The sequence below is a fragment of the uncultured Algibacter sp. genome (genome assembly GCF_947495675.1).
Lineage (GTDB): Bacteria > Bacteroidota > Bacteroidia > Flavobacteriales > Flavobacteriaceae > Algibacter_B.
This window is the reverse complement of record NZ_CANLZX010000023.1, coordinates 21,148-38,045: the sequence shown is the minus strand read 5'-3', so window position 1 is coordinate 38,045 and position 16,898 is coordinate 21,148. Positions and strand designations below refer to the sequence as shown.

The 16,898-nt window shown below is 30.4% G+C and carries 22 protein-coding genes and 1 pseudogene; 14 read left to right on the top strand and 9 right to left on the bottom strand.

Annotated features, from left to right (window positions below; all coding sequences use genetic code 11):
* The first annotated feature begins 30 nt into the window (after positions 1–30).
* The 9 genes from Q0842_RS14480 (at position 31) to Q0842_RS14440 (ending at position 5,229) form a co-directional block, all read left to right on the top strand.
* Positions 31–336, top strand: coding sequence for a hypothetical protein (locus tag Q0842_RS14480; protein WP_298499671.1), 306 nt, complete (start codon positions 31–33; stop codon positions 334–336).
* Positions 337–353: 17 nt separating this feature from the next.
* Positions 354–563, top strand: a complete 210-nt coding sequence (locus tag Q0842_RS14475; RefSeq protein ID WP_298499668.1) for a DUF2892 domain-containing protein — start codon at positions 354–356, stop codon at positions 561–563.
* Between the two features lie 76 nt (positions 564–639).
* The gene (locus tag Q0842_RS14470; protein WP_298499664.1) at positions 640–1,269 is read left to right on the top strand and encodes a Crp/Fnr family transcriptional regulator; all 630 of its coding nucleotides are present in this window, start codon (positions 640–642) and stop codon (positions 1,267–1,269) included.
* 175 nt (positions 1,270–1,444) lie between these two features.
* Positions 1,445–2,002 carry a YeeE/YedE thiosulfate transporter family protein gene (locus Q0842_RS14465; RefSeq protein WP_298499661.1) on the top strand — a complete coding sequence of 186 codons (558 nt, stop codon included), beginning with the start codon at positions 1,445–1,447 and terminating at the stop codon, positions 2,000–2,002.
* Between the two features lie 4 nt (positions 2,003–2,006).
* A complete protein-coding gene (locus Q0842_RS14460) occupies positions 2,007–2,420 on the top strand; it encodes a DUF6691 family protein (protein ID WP_298499658.1) in 414 nt (137 codons plus the stop codon).
* Complete coding sequence (locus Q0842_RS14455; RefSeq protein ID WP_298499655.1) at positions 2,421–3,212, top strand: sulfite exporter TauE/SafE family protein; 792 nt, start codon at positions 2,421–2,423, stop codon at positions 3,210–3,212.
* A gap of 104 nt (positions 3,213–3,316) precedes the next feature.
* Complete coding sequence (locus Q0842_RS14450) at positions 3,317–4,729, top strand: MBL fold metallo-hydrolase (RefSeq protein ID WP_298499653.1); 1,413 nt, start codon at positions 3,317–3,319, stop codon at positions 4,727–4,729.
* Positions 4,730–4,756: 27 nt separating this feature from the next.
* Positions 4,757–4,963: a DUF2892 domain-containing protein gene (locus tag Q0842_RS14445; RefSeq protein ID WP_298499650.1), complete on the top strand. Its 207-nt coding sequence runs from the start codon at positions 4,757–4,759 to the stop codon at positions 4,961–4,963.
* A complete protein-coding gene (locus Q0842_RS14440; RefSeq protein WP_298499647.1) occupies positions 4,960–5,229 on the top strand; it encodes a heavy-metal-associated domain-containing protein in 270 nt (89 codons plus the stop codon). Before Q0842_RS14445 ends, Q0842_RS14440 begins: the two co-directional genes overlap by 4 nt.
* On the opposite strand, the gene Q0842_RS14435 is transcribed toward Q0842_RS14440, so the two are convergent.
* The 7 genes from Q0842_RS14435 to Q0842_RS14405 all read right to left on the bottom strand — a co-directional run bounded on the left by Q0842_RS14435 (position 5,226) and on the right by Q0842_RS14405 (position 11,092).
* Positions 5,226–5,501 carry an ATP-dependent Clp protease adaptor ClpS gene (locus Q0842_RS14435; protein WP_298499644.1) on the bottom strand — a complete coding sequence of 92 codons (276 nt, stop codon included), beginning with the start codon at positions 5,499–5,501 and terminating at the stop codon, positions 5,226–5,228. The two genes, Q0842_RS14440 and Q0842_RS14435, sit on opposite strands and share 4 nt — an antisense overlap.
* Before the next feature lie 33 nt (positions 5,502–5,534).
* Positions 5,535–6,368 carry a 50S ribosomal protein L11 methyltransferase gene (prmA, locus tag Q0842_RS14430; RefSeq protein ID WP_298499641.1) on the bottom strand — a complete coding sequence of 278 codons (834 nt, stop codon included), beginning with the start codon at positions 6,366–6,368 and terminating at the stop codon, positions 5,535–5,537.
* 181 nt (positions 6,369–6,549) lie between these two features.
* The gene (gene tpiA, locus Q0842_RS14425; protein WP_298499638.1) at positions 6,550–7,299 is read right to left on the bottom strand and encodes a triose-phosphate isomerase; all 750 of its coding nucleotides are present in this window, start codon (positions 7,297–7,299) and stop codon (positions 6,550–6,552) included.
* Between the two features lie 80 nt (positions 7,300–7,379).
* A complete protein-coding gene (locus Q0842_RS14420; protein WP_298499635.1) occupies positions 7,380–7,871 on the bottom strand; it encodes a TlpA disulfide reductase family protein in 492 nt (163 codons plus the stop codon).
* Between the two features lie 41 nt (positions 7,872–7,912).
* A complete protein-coding gene (locus Q0842_RS14415; RefSeq protein ID WP_298499723.1) occupies positions 7,913–8,989 on the bottom strand; it encodes an ABC transporter permease in 1,077 nt (358 codons plus the stop codon).
* A gap of 15 nt (positions 8,990–9,004) precedes the next feature.
* Positions 9,005–10,495 carry a BT_3928 family protein gene (locus tag Q0842_RS14410; protein ID WP_298499632.1) on the bottom strand — a complete coding sequence of 497 codons (1,491 nt, stop codon included), beginning with the start codon at positions 10,493–10,495 and terminating at the stop codon, positions 9,005–9,007.
* Between the two features lie 57 nt (positions 10,496–10,552).
* Positions 10,553–11,092, bottom strand: coding sequence for a DUF1599 domain-containing protein (locus tag Q0842_RS14405; protein ID WP_298499629.1), 540 nt, complete (start codon positions 11,090–11,092; stop codon positions 10,553–10,555).
* A gap of 104 nt (positions 11,093–11,196) precedes the next feature.
* Here Q0842_RS14405 and folP point away from each other — a divergent pair, with 104 nt between their 5' ends.
* The 5 genes and pseudogenes from folP (at position 11,197) to Q0842_RS14385 (ending at position 14,265) form a co-directional block, all read left to right on the top strand.
* Positions 11,197–12,021 carry a dihydropteroate synthase gene (gene folP, locus Q0842_RS14400; RefSeq protein ID WP_298499626.1) on the top strand — a complete coding sequence of 275 codons (825 nt, stop codon included), beginning with the start codon at positions 11,197–11,199 and terminating at the stop codon, positions 12,019–12,021.
* Between the two features lie 2 nt (positions 12,022–12,023).
* The gene (locus Q0842_RS14395) at positions 12,024–12,686 is read left to right on the top strand and encodes a hypothetical protein (RefSeq protein ID WP_298499623.1); all 663 of its coding nucleotides are present in this window, start codon (positions 12,024–12,026) and stop codon (positions 12,684–12,686) included.
* Between the two features lie 35 nt (positions 12,687–12,721).
* Complete coding sequence (locus Q0842_RS14390; RefSeq protein WP_298499620.1) at positions 12,722–13,507, top strand: diadenylate cyclase; 786 nt, start codon at positions 12,722–12,724, stop codon at positions 13,505–13,507.
* A pseudogene (locus tag Q0842_RS16400) lies at positions 13,507–13,758 on the top strand (DUF3667 domain-containing protein); the annotation flags it as partial. The gene Q0842_RS14390 and the pseudogene Q0842_RS16400, both read left to right, overlap by 1 nt.
* 33 nt (positions 13,759–13,791) lie before the next feature.
* The gene (locus tag Q0842_RS14385; protein ID WP_298499617.1) at positions 13,792–14,265 is read left to right on the top strand and encodes a hypothetical protein; all 474 of its coding nucleotides are present in this window, start codon (positions 13,792–13,794) and stop codon (positions 14,263–14,265) included.
* Between the two features lie 4 nt (positions 14,266–14,269).
* Here Q0842_RS14385 and Q0842_RS14380 read toward each other — a convergent pair whose 3' ends face one another.
* Positions 14,270–16,039 (bottom strand): ABC transporter ATP-binding protein, encoded by a 1,770-nt coding sequence (locus tag Q0842_RS14380; protein ID WP_298499615.1) that lies wholly within the window; start codon positions 16,037–16,039, stop codon positions 14,270–14,272.
* Positions 16,040–16,783 (bottom strand): tRNA pseudouridine(38-40) synthase TruA, encoded by a 744-nt coding sequence (truA, locus tag Q0842_RS14375; protein ID WP_298499612.1) that lies wholly within the window; start codon positions 16,781–16,783, stop codon positions 16,040–16,042.
* Positions 16,784–16,898: the final 115 nt, after the last annotated feature.

Sequence of the window (16,898 nt, the reverse complement as noted above, 5' to 3'; positions counted from 1 at the left end):
GTTAAAAACGACAAATTAAAAAGTTAATTCATGAAATTAGTCATAGTTACAGCAGTAGAAGAATTTCAAAAAGAAGTTTTAAAATTATTCAAAAACGCTAATATCGAAAATTTAAGTAGCTCGGATATTGATGGTTATAAAAACAGCTCATCATTATTAATGGCTTCAAGTTGGTTTCCTGGTGAAAAACTTGGTAATGAATCGCGCTTATTCTTTTCGTTTGCTAGTGAAGAAAACATTGATGCCTTATTCAACTTAATAAAAGAATTCAATAAAAATTTAGAAACCAATAATCCTTTAAAAGCGATTGTGGTTCCTATTGAAAAATTTATATAAATTTAAATTCAAATAAAATGTTAAATACATATTTTAGAGTTATTGTTGGTTTTATGGTGCTTTTAAGCGTTGTATTAACCGTTTATGTAAACCCTAATTGGATGTGGTTTACAGTATTTATAGGTGTAAACCTAATACAGTCTGCTTTTACAAAGTGGTGTTTACTAGAAACTATTTTAGTAAAGCTAGGAGTTAAGAAAGAAGGTAAAAGTTGTTCTTCTTGTTAATTTATATTGCAATAAAATTAAGTATCATTTATACTTAACAAACATTTAATTAAATATTAAATTGTTATTTTTGGGTATGGATAATGACTTATTACAGCAAAAATTTGCGCATACTTTAGATGAAGATTTAATTACTGAAATTTCTACAAAGGGAATTTTTAAAAATTTTAAAAAAGATGATATTATAATTGATATCAATCAGACATTAAATTTCATTCCGCTATTGTTAACTGGTGATATTAAAATTATAAGAGAAGATAGTGATGGTAACGAGTTACTCATTTATTTTCTAGAAGCAGGAGACACATGTACTATGTCACTTACCTGTTGTTTGGGCACCTCAAAAAGTAAAATTAGAGCTGTTGCCGAAAAAGACTCCACTCTAGTTATGATCCCTGTTAAAAACATGCAAACGTGGTTTCATAACAATGAAAGTTGGAGGAATTTTATTTTACAAAGTTATCAAATACGTTTTGATGAAATGCTTGAAGCTATTGATAGTTTAGCATTTATGAAAATGGATGAACGCCTTTATAAATATCTAAAAAACATGTCTATGGTAGATGAGTCTAAAACCATATCAATCAAACATCAAGAAATTGCCGAAGACTTAAACACATCGCGAGTTGTAATATCTAGACTCTTAAAAAAGCTAGAAAATGAAAACAAAATTGAATTAGGCAGAAATAAAATAGTTGTTTTATAAATTACTATTAAGATCTGGTTTTCAACTAAATACTTAATGTATAAAACTTGTTTCAAATCCTAACTAAGTCTCTATAATTAGCTTATAGTATCGATTTTAACATATCTCATTAAAAGTTTAATAAGTTACTCTTAAAAAATAAACTTCAATTTTAAATTAGTATTAAACAACATATATGGACTATATTTTAAACCCTTGGCCTTGGTATGTTTCAGGCCCATTAATTACTTTTGTTATGGCTCTCCTACTCTACTTTGGCAAAACATTTGGTATGTCATCAAACCTTCGCACCATGTGTACAATAGCCGGGGCAGGTAAATTTTCAGATTTTTTTAAATTTAATTGGAAAGATCAAATCTGGAATTTAATTGTTGTTTTGGGAGCTATAATTGGTGGTTTTATAGCCGTTCATTTTCTATCAAATAATAATGCAACAGATTTAAATCCAACAACAATTAAGGAACTTCAAAATATGGGGTTTCTAAATCCAGGCGCAACACTAGTACCTAATGAAATATTTAGCTTAAATGTATTATCATCACCTAAAGCATTAATTATTTTAATTGTTGGTGGCTTATTGGTTGGGTTCGGTACACGATATGCAGGTGGTTGCACATCAGGTCATGCCATTGCTGGTTTAAGTAGTTTACAAAAACCCTCATTAATAGCTGTTATAGGCTTTTTTGTTGGTGGTTTAGTTATGGCAAATTTTATTTTACCTTTAATTTTTTAAGCACATGAAAGCAATAAAATTTCTGTTAGTTGGTATATTTTTTGGTATCGTTCTAGTAAAATCTGAAGCCGTTTCATGGTATCGTATTTACGAAATGTTTAGGTTTCAATCCTTTCATATGTATGGCATTATTGGAACTGCTATAGCGTCTGGAATTTTATTTTTACAAATTTCAAAAAAGAGCCACTTAAAAAGTGTAAAAGGTGTTGATATTTTTGTTCCAAAAAAAGAAAATGGTCTTATTAGATATATTGTTGGCGGAATCATTTTTGGATTAGGATGGGCATTAATTGGAGCATGCCCCGGCCCTATGTATATTCTTTTAGGCACAGGTGTTTGGAGTATGGTTATAATAATAGCTGCAGCCATTTTAGGAACTTTTATCTATGGGCTCTTAAAAAACAAACTTCCTCATTAGATGGATACTACCCAAATATTAGGATACATAGGCGCACTAATAGTAGGTTTAGTATTAGGACTAATAGGTGGTGGTGGTTCAATACTAACCGTACCTCTTTTAGTTTATCTTTTGGGTTATAATCCTGTAGTAGCAACAGCATATTCGCTTTTTGTTGTAGGTACTTCTTCTATGGTTGGCACATATCAAAAACATAAAAAAGGTTTAGTAGATTTTAAAACAGGTTTAGCCTTTTCATTCCCATCTTTTGTTGCTGTCTATTTATCAAGACGTTACTTAGTTCCTGGTATTCCAGAAACCTTATTATCAATTGGAGGCTTTCAAATTTCAAAAGGGATGGGTATTATGATATTTTTTGCAATTATTATGCTTTTAGCTTCAATTTCCATGATTAAAAAAGGAAAAGTAAAACAAGTATCATCTAAACCTCAACCCTATTATAAAACTTTTATTCAAGGCTTAACAATTGGTACAATTACAGGAATTATTGGCGCTGGTGGTGGCTTTCTATACGTACCTGCTTTGGTATTATGGGCTAATATTCCTATGAAAAAAGCAGTTGGAACATCTTTAATTATTGTAACTATAAATTCATTAATTGGTTTTATGGGAGATGTTCAAACTTTAAATATAGACTGGGCTTTTCTATTAACATTTACCATTATTTCGATTTTAGGCATTGTAATTGGTGTGTTTCTTTCAAAATTTATAAGTGGTGAAAAACTAAAAAAAAGTTTTGGTTTTTTTGTATTAGTAATGGCCGTTTACATCATTATTAAAGAGTTAAAATAATTACAAAAGTGATATTAGTCACATAGCAATATGGCAAGGTTTTGTAATTTTGTTTAGCTTATATGAGATTTTCTAATATGCAGAAGTATTAAAACAGTATTGAAATGAAAATAGAACAAATATATACAGGTTGTTTAGCTCAAGGAGCTTACTACATAGAATCAAATAATGAGGTAGCTATCATTGACCCTTTAAGAGAAACTCAACAATATGTTGATAAAGCAACTAAAGAAAATAGTACAATCAAATATATTTTTGAAACTCATTTTCATGCAGATTTTGTTTCAGGTCATGTTGATTTAGCAAAAAAAACTGGAGCTAAAATTATTTTTGGACCAGGAGCAGAAACTAATTACGATATTCATTCTGCAAAAGATAATGAAGAATTTAAACTAGGGAACATTATAATAAAAGTTTTACATACTCCTGGACACACTTTAGAGTCTTCTACTTACCTTTTAATTGATGAAAACGGAAAAGAGCATGCTATCTTCTCTGGAGACACTTTATTTCTAGGAGATGTTGGAAGACCAGATTTAGCTATTAAATCTGATTTAACAAAAGAAGATTTAGCTGCGATGTTATATGACTCGTTAAGAGATAAAATAATGACACTTCCAGACGATGTTATTGTTTATCCTGCACATGGTGCAGGTTCTGCCTGTGGAAAAAATTTAAGCAAAGAGACTGTAGGTGTATTAGGTGAACAGAAAAAAACAAATTATGCTTTAAGAGCAGATATGACAAAAGCCGAATTTGTAAAAGAAGTATTAGCTGGTATAGCGCCTCCTCCACAATATTTTGCAAAAAATGCCATGATGAATAAATCTGGTTACGATAATTTTGAAACTATTTTAAAACAAGGAGACACACCATTAAACCCCAATCTATTTGAATCGGTTGCTAATAATGAGGATGCTCTTGTTCTTGATGTTAGAACTGAAAAAGAATTTGTTAAAGCACACATACCTAACTCAATTTTTATAGGATTAAATGGAGCCTTTGCTCCTTGGGTAGGAGCATTAATTACCGATTTAAAACAACCTATTATATTAGTAACACCAGAGGGTAAAGAACAAGAAACAGTAACTAGGCTTTCTCGCGTTGGTTATGATAATACTTTAGGATACTTAGAAGGTGGTATTGATGCTTGGAAAAAAGCTGGAAAAGATATTGAAACCATTGAATCTATTCCTGTTGATGAATTTTCTAAAGCTTATAAAAATAATTCTATACATATATTAGATGTTAGAAAAGATGGCGAATATAAATCTGAGCATCTTGAGGGAGACCAAGTGCAACATTTTGCTTTAGATTTTATAAATGAAAATATGAATGCCATTAACAAAGACAAAACTTACTATATACATTGTGCAGGAGGTTACCGTTCTGTAATTGCAGCCTCTATATTGAAAGCTCGTGGTTTTGAAAACTTAATTGATGTTGCAGGTGGCTTTAATGCTATAAAAAACAGCGATTTACCTACTACTAATTATGTTTGCCCATCTACATTATAACAACTATAACTAATCAAACTAATAGATATGAAAAAAAATATGGGAAGTTTAGACAAAGGCATAAGAATAGTGGTTGCTCTTGTTATAGCGTTACTTTACTATTTTAATATTATTTCTGGAACATTAGCATATGTACTTATGGCGATAGCTATTATTTTTCTTATAACTAGCTTAATTAATTTTTGTCCTTTATATAGAATTTTTAAAATAAATACTTGTAATATAAAAAAATGAAAACAATACTTGAAATACAAAATTTAAAGTGTGGCGGTTGTGCAAACACTATATCTAAAAAAGTTTCTAACATTGAGGATGTTACTGCATTAGAAATTAATAACGAGAACAACACGGTTTCATTTAATTACGAAAATGAAAGTACTGTTAATAAAGTAAAAGAACTACTTAATAATATAGGATACCCTGTTGTAGGAGACAAAAACGCTTTAACGACTAAGGCTAAATCTTTTGTTAGTTGCGCTATTGGAAGAATGAATAATTAAATTATTTCAGCACTTAATCCAGCTTCTAAAAGCATAGAACAACGCGGTTTTAAATCGTCGTACAGACCTGTTTTAACTGTGCATTTACCTTTATAATGCACAAGTAATGCACATTGTTCAGCCTGTTCTGCTGTATGCTCGCAAGCATAAATTAGTGTTTCTATAACGTGATCAAAAGTGTTTACATCATCATTAAACAATACTATCTCATTTTGAGTTAATACGGCTTCTTCAACCAATAATTCTTCTGATGTTTTTTCTTTTTCGCTCATAATTTTACTAATCTTTGGGGATTAATGATACTACTAATTTAAAAATTTTAACGATACCCAATTGTTTCTTTCCAATTTTTCTTCAAATTTTAACAAATGTTTTTCGCATTCTTTTTGAATCATTGGGATATCATCATTATAAAATCCGCTTAAAAATAATACTCCTTTTTCATTTAAACATGACACATAAGTTGCCATATCTTGCATTAAAATATTGCGGTTTATATTGGCTATAATTATGTCGTATTTATTTTTTAAAACTGACGCATCTCCTTCAATTACTGTTATGTTTTTACAATTATTACGCTCAACATTTTCTAGACTATTTAAATAACACCAATTATCATAATCAATAGCATCAATTGGATTTGCACCTTTCATTTCTGCTAAAATAGCTAAAACACCTGTACCACAACCCATATCTAAAACTGATTTTCCTTCAAAATCGTTTTTTAAAATATGCTGTATCATCATATGTGTGGTTTCATGGTGGCCTGTACCAAAACTCATTTTTGGTTCGATTATAATATCGTATTCGGTATTAAATTTTTCATGAAATGGCGCCCGAACTGCACATACATCATCAACAACAATGGGGCTAAAATTCTTTTCCCATTCTTCGTTCCAGTTGGTTTGTTCTATTTCTTCAAAAGTATACGTTATTTCGAACTCATTAGAATTTAGAATTTGTATATCTTCAAGAATGGCCTCGTTCCATTCTTCTTTTTGAATGTATGCTGTAACACCGTCTTCGTTTTCTACAAAGCTTTCAAAACCTGCATAACCCAATTCGGCAATAAGAATTTCTACTGCTGGTTGTAAAGGTTGCACTTTAAAGTAATAACCAATATAGATAATATTAGACATGGCTTAAGATTTTGTTGTTGCGGATAGGCCCGCGTTAGTGATTGAAATGAAAAGCCCACAGCTATACCGATTTTTATCGGGATAGTGAGGACTTGTAATGTAAAGCGCGACCCCGATTTTTACGGGGTAACGCCCAAATTTATATTAATTTACTTTTTCAAGGAAATAATAAATGTATTTATTAAAATGCATTTACAATGGCAAAAAAGTCGTCTGCGTTAAGTGCAGCTCCACCAATTAAACCACCATCTACATCTGGTTTAGAGAAAATCTCTTCGGCATTTGCTGGTTTTACGCTACCACCGTAAAGTATTGACACCTCGTCTGCTATATCATTTCCGTACTTATCTGCTAGTGTAGCTCTAATAAATGCATGCATATCTTGCGCTTGCTCTGGACTTGCTGTTTCGCCAGTACCAATAGCCCAAACAGGCTCGTAAGCTAATACTATGTTTTGAAATGCTGCTGCATTTAAATGAAATAAGGCATTTTTAATTTGACTACCAACTACAGCTTCTTCTTTTCCTGCTTTTCTATCTGCTAACTCTTCTCCAAAACAAAAAATTACACGCATCCCTTTTGCTAAGGCTGCATCTACTTTTTTAGCAAGTAACTCGTCTGTTTCATTAAAATATTCACGACGCTCACTATGACCTAATATTACAGTATTAACGCCAATGCTTTTTAACATACTAGCACTAATTTCGCCTGTATATGCTCCATTTTCTGCAAAGTGCATATTTTGTGCAATTACTTCTATTTGAGTACCTTTTAATGCATTGTAAGCTTGCCATAGATTAGTTGCTGTTGGTGCAATCATGACTTCTGCATCGGTCGTTTTAGTTTGATTTTTTAAAGCTGATATTAGCGCTTCTGTTTGTGCTAAATCATTATTCATTTTCCAGTTTCCGGCTACGATTTGTTTTCTCATAATGTTTTGAAAATCTTTGTTTTATATTAAAGTATCTTTTTAATTTTAGCTAATTACTATCTCTTTAAAAACAAAAATAACTAATTTTTTATTGCTTCTATTAACTTTTCATCATTAGCTTCAATAACATTAAATACAACGATTTCGCCAGCTTTATTTATTACCATATATCTTGGAATCCAGCTAATATTTACAAAATTAGCAAAGTCACAATCTTTTGCATTTGGCAAGTAATAATGATCGCCAATTACATTATATTTTTCTATACCACGTTTCCATGCTTCTTGCCCTCTATCTAGAGATAAAAACACATATGCCACATCTGGAAATTGTTCTTGTAAAACTTTAACTTTTGGCATGCCTTTTATACAGTCTCCACACCATGAGGCCCAAATATCGATGACGATAGTTTTACCTTGATGCTTGCTTATAATATTTTTGAATGCTATGTTATCGCCTTCTAAATTTAATAAAGTATCGTTTAATGCTTGTTCTGAAAATTGTTTTGGTGCTTGAGAATCGCAACTAATTACGGTTATAAATAAGGCTAGAGTGTAAATTATTTTTTTCATATAGTTTGTTTCAGTTTGGAAGCATACTATTAAATGAAAAACTATTGTAATTTCACTTTAGGATCTAGCCAAACATAGATTAAGTCCACAAAAATATTGATAATTATAAACATTACGGCTATAATTAACACCGAACCCATAATAATTGGCAAGTCTAGAGTATTTAGTGCATTTACTATTTCTTTTCCTAATCCGTTCCAACCAAAAATATATTCTACAAATACTGCACCAGCCAACATAGATGCAAACCAACCTGAAATTGCTGTTACCACCGGATTTAATGCATTTTTAACAGCGTGTTTTTTTATTATTTGAAATTCGCTTAATCCTTTTGCTCTGGCTGTTCTGATATAATCTTGATTAAAGACTTCTAACAAAGAATTTCGCATAAGCTGAATAACAACAGCCAACGGACGGATACCCAACACTACTGCTGGTAATATTAAGTTTTTCCATTTAATGTGCATGGCTTCTCCAAAATCGTCTAACTCGTATAAACTACCTGTCATTTCTAAATTAGTGACATCGTGTAATAAATAACCAAAAAACCATGCAAATAAAATAGCACTAAAAAAGGATGGTATACTCATGCCAAAGGTGCTAAATATTTGTATTGTTTTATCTAGCCATTTATCTTTATAAAGTGCAGAAACTATACCTAATAAAACTCCTAGAATGATAGCAATTATAATGGCTGATACTGCCAAAACAAATGTATTTGGCAAGGTTTCAGATAATACTTGACTAACGCGTTTGCCTTGTTTTGCAAAAGACTCCCTTAAATATGGTTTTTTTAAAACAGTTGTTGTATTTCTTATTGAAAATAATTTTGAAGCACTATACTTTCCTTGGCTAAGAAATGTATAATCTTCTGGATTGTTTGAATGAAATGAAACGGGAGACAAATCATTTAAATAATAGAAATACTGTGTACTTATGGGTTTATCAAATCCATATTTTTTCTTGACTATAGCTAATTGTTCACTATCGTCGTTTTGCCCCATCATCATTTGAGCAGGGTCTCCGGGAAGCACACTAAATAAAAAGAAAATAACTGTGACTACTCCAAATAATGTGAGTAAGGCGTAAAAGATTTTATTTAGTAAGTAGTTTATCAGTTGTTATTGGTTTAATTATTCGTTCTTTAATTTTACTTCTACTATTCCTGTGTAAAAAGCATGGTCTTGCTTGTTTAATTCTTTAAGTTGAATAGAGTCTTTAATTACATTTACACTTTCAATTTTATCAGTATCAATAGCATCAACTGTTTCTTTAAGAGACCTTTCACCATTCAAAAAATAAGCAATATTATTTTTCGAATTCTTTAATTCAACTGTAATAATATTATAATAACTGGTATTGTTTTTTTTGTTAAATTCTTTTACTGGCTCTTTATCTTTATAAAAATATACATTCTTAATATCGTAATCTTTTAAAGCCTCTACTTCTTTCTTAGATGATAATTGACCATCAATAATAACAGCAACATTTTCTATAGTCGATAAGCCATTCAACTTACTTTCGACTTTCGGTAACTGTAAATCCTCAATATCATTCCAATGTACTTTTTGTTTTACCGTTGCTTTATCTAACTCTAAAATTCCAGGGTTAGAACGCACCACCGTTTTAAGTGCTTTTTCATCACATAGATACCAATTAAAATCTATATTGTAGGCTTCGTTAATACGTTGTTTAGCCTCGTCTCCTGAAGCAGTTAAACCAATAATTTGATAGTTATTTTTTCTAGCTTGATCTTGTAATGCTTTTAATTTTAAAGCACCGCCTTGCTCAATACTTTCTAAATTATAAGATACTACTACTATTAAATTATCTTGCTCAAGAAAATGTGTTGTTAGGTCTTCATCATCACTTTCAATTGAAAAATCGACTACTGGTGGTGTATAACCTTCTTGTATAACTTTGGTCTCAACACTAATAAAATCACCTTCAACTGATGGATAAGAGCCATTCGTTTTAATAATTTTTTCTTCACCATTTATATTAAATTTCCAACTATATTCTTGTATTGGCTTAGGTGCATCTTCTGGAACTAACATCCCTTCTTGAATATTTTTACCTATTGCATAGGCTCTAAAATCAATGGTTGGCAAATGCATTAATACATGATATCCAAACCATAAACTTACTATAAACCCTAGTAATGCCATAACTGTTGTTGGAAGTTTTCCAAATACAGGTTTTATATGTTTTACACCTACAAAAAGAATTAAGATTAAAACTAATAGTGCTACATCTTTCCAGAATGTTTCCCAAGGTTTTAATTTTATAAAATCTCCAAAACATCCACAGTCTTTTACTTTTTCAAAATAGGCTGCATAAAAGGTTAAAAACGTAAAAAACACCATCATTCCTAGCAAGCTCCAAACTGTAAATTTAGGTTTGTAACCAATAAGTAAAAATACACCCAAAACAACTTCGAACACCACCACAAAAACCGAAATTATTAATGCATAAGGTTCAAAAAACGGCATATTTAAAACATCTGGACTAAAATACTCCTGTAATTTATACGAAAACCCTAATGGATCGTTTAGCTTTATGAACCCTGAGAAGATGAATAATACACCAACAAGGATTCGTGATAGATTTACTAATACTTTCATATTTGTTTTTTTAAAAAGACCTTTAGACTATGCTCAAGGTGATATTACATTTTTAAATTATTTTTCGTTTAAGTGAATCATTGCAAAAACTGCATAATTAATCATGTCTTGATAATTAGCATCAATACCTTCGCTTACTAAAGTTTTGCCCTTATTGTCTTCAATTTGTTTTACACGAAGTAATTTTTGTAATATCAAATCTGTTAAGCTACTCACTCTCATATCGCGCCAAGCCTCACCATAATCATGATTTTTGTCTTCCATGAGCTGTTTAGTAACAGCTACTTTTTCTTCGTATAATTTTGTAGCTTCATTAGTAGACATGTCTGGCTGTTCTACAACACCTTTATCTAATTGAATAAGTGCCATAACACAATAATTAATAATGCCTATAAATTCACTTTCCTGCCCTTCATCTACCTTCTGAACTTCATTTTGCTGTAAACCTCTAATTCGTTGCGCTTTTATAAAAATTTGATCTGTTAATGATGGTAACCTAAGGATTCTCCATGCACTTCCGTAATCACTCATTTTCTTTATAAATAAACTTTTACAGGTATCTATTACGGCATCGTATTGTTTTGAAGTATCTTGCATTTATAAATTGTATTTTGCGTAAATTTCGCATAAATATTTAAAACCTTCAAGGTTTATGGTTTAAAGTTTTAAACTATGTACCAACACCTTACAAAACTGTATAAATGACTATTAATTGTAAAGGCAAACTTATTGATTTATCATCGCCAAAAGTAATGGGGATTTTAAACATAACACCCGATTCCTTTTATGATGGCGGCTCACATAAAAATGAAGTAGAAGTTTTAAAACATGTTGAACAAATGCTTAACCAAGGCGCAACTTTTATTGATGTTGGAGCCTACAGTTCTCGTCCAAATGCAGATCATGTTAGTGAAGCTGATGAATTAAAACGTATACTACCCATAGTTGCATTAGTATTAAAAGAATTCCCAGACATCTTACTTTCAATTGATACGTTTAGAAGTAACGTAGCAAAACAAACTATTGAAGCAGGCGCATGTATGATTAATGATATTTCTGCTGGATTATTAGACGACAATATGTTGCAAACTATTGCTAAATTAAAGGTGCCATATATTATGATGCATATGCGAGGTACACCTCAAACCATGCAACAACAAACCCATTATGACAATTTGGTTAAAGAGGTTATATTTTATTTTACTGAAAGAATTGCCGCTGCTAAAGCATTAGGTATTAATGATTTAATTATTGACCCTGGTTTTGGATTCGCTAAAAATTTAGAACAAAATTTTGAATTATTAAATAAACTAGAATTGTTTAATATGATTGAAAACCCTATACTTGTTGGGGTTTCAAGAAAATCTATGATTTATAAAACTTTAAAAACCTCAGCGAAAGAAGCTTTAAACGGCACATCGGTTTTAAATACAATAGCTTTACAAAAAGGTGCTTCAATTTTAAGAGTTCATGATGTTAAGGAAGCTTTGGAATGTATAACACTAGTTAGGTCTTTAAAAGGTTAAAAATGAAAAAATTTATTTTACTGATTACTATACTTATTATATTTTCTTGCGGAAATGAAAAAGTGCTTGAATTACCTCAAATTGAACATGCCAAAATTACAGATATAAAAGATGTCTCTCATGCGTATTTATTTTATGATGAATCAAAAGCAGATAGCGTAGAACTAAACAGAAAAAACCTTATTAGCACTACAAATTGGCTAATTAATGTAGATAAACGTTTAACACTAAAACAAGCTATCCCTCACATTAAATACTTGCAAGATAAAAAGGCTAATTCTAGTCATAAAAAAGAAGGTGTTAAAAACTATTTTACTTGTAATGATATCAATATAAATAATTTAGGCTTTATTGAGTTTACAGATATAGCCTATTTTACAGACGAAAAAGGTTATAATCACGACTTAAAAACCAACCACGCTAATATTGTATTCCTTAACCAAAACGATATAAGAATTATAACATCTGATAATAATGTTGTACAAACAAAAAAAACAACATTAGCAAAGACTATTATGGAACTTTTCGAATTAAAAGAAACCCTTTTGTATCTAGAATTTAATGACAGTCTTAGCTTTCAAGATTATATAACAATAAAGACTTTAATGTCTAAATTAGATTTAGAAAATATTGAGATATCAAATCACGAAATTATTTTTAATTAACCCTTTTTTACTAAATTTACCAAAACCCACTACTATTGGATATTTTTAAAGACCTTTTAAAGTTTACTGTTGTAGATATTATAGATGTTATTTTAGTAGCACTATTACTCTACTATGTTTACAGGTTAATAAAAGGCACAGTTGCCATTAATATTTTTATAGGTATTATAATTATTTATGGGGCTTGGAGATTAACCGATTTCTTAAACATGGAACTCCTAACAGGAATTTTTGGTGGTTTTATGAAGGTTGGTATTATTGCTTTAATTGTCGTCTTCCAACCAGAAATTAGGAAATTTTTATTGATGGTAGGTTCAACAAATTTAGGCTCACGAGGTAAATTTTTTCAGCAAATAAATTTCTTAAAAACAGAAACAAGTGACACAACTGATGTTGATGCTGTAATTTCAGCATGCAACAAAATGTCTATGTCTAAAACTGGGGCGCTTATTGTTTTTGAACGTAACAACAATTTAGATTTCTTAATGCAATCTGGTGACGAGATGAATATAAAAGTCACCCAGCCCATTATAGAAAGTATATTTTTTAAAAACAGCCCGTTACATGATGGCGCTATTGTGGTTAGTAATAATATTGTAAAAGCTACGCGTGTTATTCTTCCTGTAAATAACGAAAAAAACATTCCACAACGTTTTGGTTTACGACACAGAGCAGCAATTGGTGTTACCGAAAAAACAGATGCTTTGGCCTTAGTGGTTAGTGAAGAAACTGGACATATTTCCTATTTTAAAGATGGTGAATTTGTTGTTTTTGAAGACTCAACCGAGCTTAATACTATGATAAAAAAGGATTTAGCATAATGACTTGCAGAAACTGTAATAAACAAACTATTACTAATACTAACTTCTGTTCTTATTGTGGAGAAAAAATAGATTTTAAACGATTGACTGTAAAGTCATTTATTTTAAATTTTTTTTACGAGTTTTTAAGTATCGATAACAAGCTTATAAAAACAATTAAAGTCTTATTTACTAAACCAGAAAATGTTATAAATAGCTACATAAATGGTTTCAGAAAAAAATATATTAATGTGATACCATATCTTGGATTAACTTTAACATTAATAGGTTTACAATTTTTTATTTTGAAAAAATTCTTTCCAGAACTATTAAATATTTCATTTAATAAGGAAACAAAAGATGGTGTATTTGATATGCAAACCATCATGAAATACATTTATGATTACCAAGGATTGATAACAATAATTTCAATACCTATTTATGCCCTAATTTCAAGATTAGTTTTTATTGATTCAAAAAAATATAATACTGCAGAGCATTTTGTTATTGTTTCTTACGCATCAGCCCAACTATATTTTGTTTCATTTTTTATAGTTCTTTTATCTTTACCTGTAGGTGTAAATTATAATAGTTTATCTACTTATTTGGCTATTCCCATGTTTTTTTACATGATAATTATGTACAAGAGACTTTATAAAATTTCATTTATGTCAAGCTTTTTACGTGCTTTGTCATATACTATTTTGTCACTAGTATCAATTTCTATATTTTCAGCTGTAATTATGATTGTGTATTTATTAATTACAAAATTACTATAGTAAACTACGCTACTTCTTCTTGTAAAAACTGAACTTCATATAAGTTTCTATAAAATCCGTTTTCTTTTTTAAGCAACTCATTATGTGTACCTTGTTCTACAATTTTACCAGCGTCCATAACAATAATCTTATCTGCTTTTTTAATGGTTGCTAATCTGTGAGCTATAACAATTGATGTTCTACCATTTGTGATTTTATCAGTTGCATTTTGAATGAGTTGTTCTGAATATGAATCTACAGATGATGTTGCTTCATCTAAAACCAAAATACTAGGGTTAGTTACATACGCTCTTAAAAAGGAAATTAATTGACGTTGCCCTGAAGATAGCATTACACCACGCTCTTTAACATTATAATGGTAACCCTCTGGCAATGTCATAATAAAATCATGAATACCAATATCTTTGGCTGCTTGATAAACTTGATCTTCAGTAATCTCAGGATGATCAAGTGTAATATTATTCAAAATAGTATCAGCAAACAAAAACACATCTTGCAATACCACGGCAATTTGAGTTCTTAACGATGATAAAGTCACATCTTTTATATTTATACCATCAACAGAAATGACACCATCACCAATTTCATAAAAACGATTCAGTAAATTAATAATAGTCGATTTGCCTGCACCAGTAGCACCAACAATGGCAACTGTTTCTCCTGCTTTAACATCAAAAGAAATACCTTTAAGCACTTCTTCATCTTCAACATAACTAAAATGAACGTTATCAAATTTTATATCACCGTTAAAGGCTTGAGCTACATGTGTTCCTAAATCATCTATTTGAGAGGTGGTATCAATTATTTTAAACACTCTTGTTGCTGCTACCATTCCCATTTGTAAAGTGTTAAACTTATCTGCTATTTGGCGTAACGGTCTAAATAACATGGGTACAAACATGATAAATGCCACTAAATCACCTTGAGATACTGAACTATTTTGTAAAACCACATTTAAACCACCATACCAAGCTACTAAACCAATAGTAATTGACGATGATAAATCGGCCAACGGAAAAAATATAGAGTTATACCAAACTGTTTTAACCCAGCCTTTTTTATGGCGTTCATTAATAGCCTTAAAATTCTTTAATTCTAAATCTTCACGAGTAAATAACTGCAAAATTTTCATACCTGTTAAACGCTCTTGCACAAAACTATTTAGGTTAGAAACTTCTGTACGCACTTCCTCAAAAGCTTTTTTCATATACTTCTGGAAAATGCGGGTAGCATAAAGTAATAAAGGCATCATTATAAAAACAATACCACTTAACTTAAAATTCAAGTAAACCATAACTCCAAAAACAACAGCCATAGCTAATAAATCTTTAAAAATCATGAATAAACCTTGACCAAAAATATCGGCAATACGTTCCATATCTGTTACAGCACGTGTTATTAATAAACCAACCGAAGAATTATCATAATACTTCATTTTAAAACGCAGTAAATGATTAAAGAGTTTCACACGTACATCTTGAACCAAATTTTGCCCTAACCATGCCGCATAATAGATAAATAATAATTGAAAAATTGTTTGAAAAATTAAAACACCAAGCATTAAAATAATGTAAAACAAAAAGTCTTTTTCAATTTTATTTGTAATACTATCATCAATAGCATATTTAGTTATATATGGTGTTGCGGCACTAAAAACAGCCAATAAAACTACCAATAAAATTAGTCCAAAGAAAACCACTTTATAAGGCTTTATGTACTCAAAAAGGCGCTTAAAAAGTTTAAAATCAAATATGCTTTCTTTCTTATTACTCATTTATAATAGTATATCTTTTGGGTATTCAACATGTGTTAAAAATAAACCATGAGCCGGGACCGAAAATCCAGCTTCACTCCTATTTTTAGATTTTATAATAGTATGCAATTCTTCAACTTCTATTTTTTCTAAACCAATATTTATCATGGTTCCTACAATGGCTCTCACCATATTTCTTAAAAATCTATTAGCTTTAATAACAAAATGTAACTCATCATCCTTAACTAGCCATTCTGCTTGTACAATATCACAATTATACGTTTTTACATCTGTATTACTTTTCGAAAAACATTGAAAATCTTTATACTCCAATAAAATTTTGGAAGCTTCGTTCATTTTATCAACATCCAAACCATGCTTAACATAAAAACAACTATCAACGTTAAACACGTTTTTCTTAACAGCCACGCGGTACAAATACGCTCTACTCAAAGCATGAAAACGGGCATGCACATCAGGTTTCACTTTAAAAATATCATGAATTGCAATATCGGCAGGCAAAAAAGAATTTAATTTAAAAATTAAATTAGGTGTGTTAAAAACAGTATCTGTATCAAAATGAGCAAACATTTGCGTTGCATGCACACCAGCATCGGTACGTCCGGCCCCCATTATAGAGACAGGCTCATTTAGCAAAGTTGATAAAGCTTTCTCAACAACTTCCTGAACAGTTATTGCATTTGGTTGATTTTGCCAACCATGATACCCTTTACCATTATAAGAAAGTTCAATAAAATATCGCAATTCGTTAGTTTTTCAAAAAGCAAAGATAACTAGATTTGGCGGGCCTAAAAAAAGCAGAATCTTAATTAAATATTAAATGATTTGCACGTTACCACAAGGGTCGTGCTTTCACTAC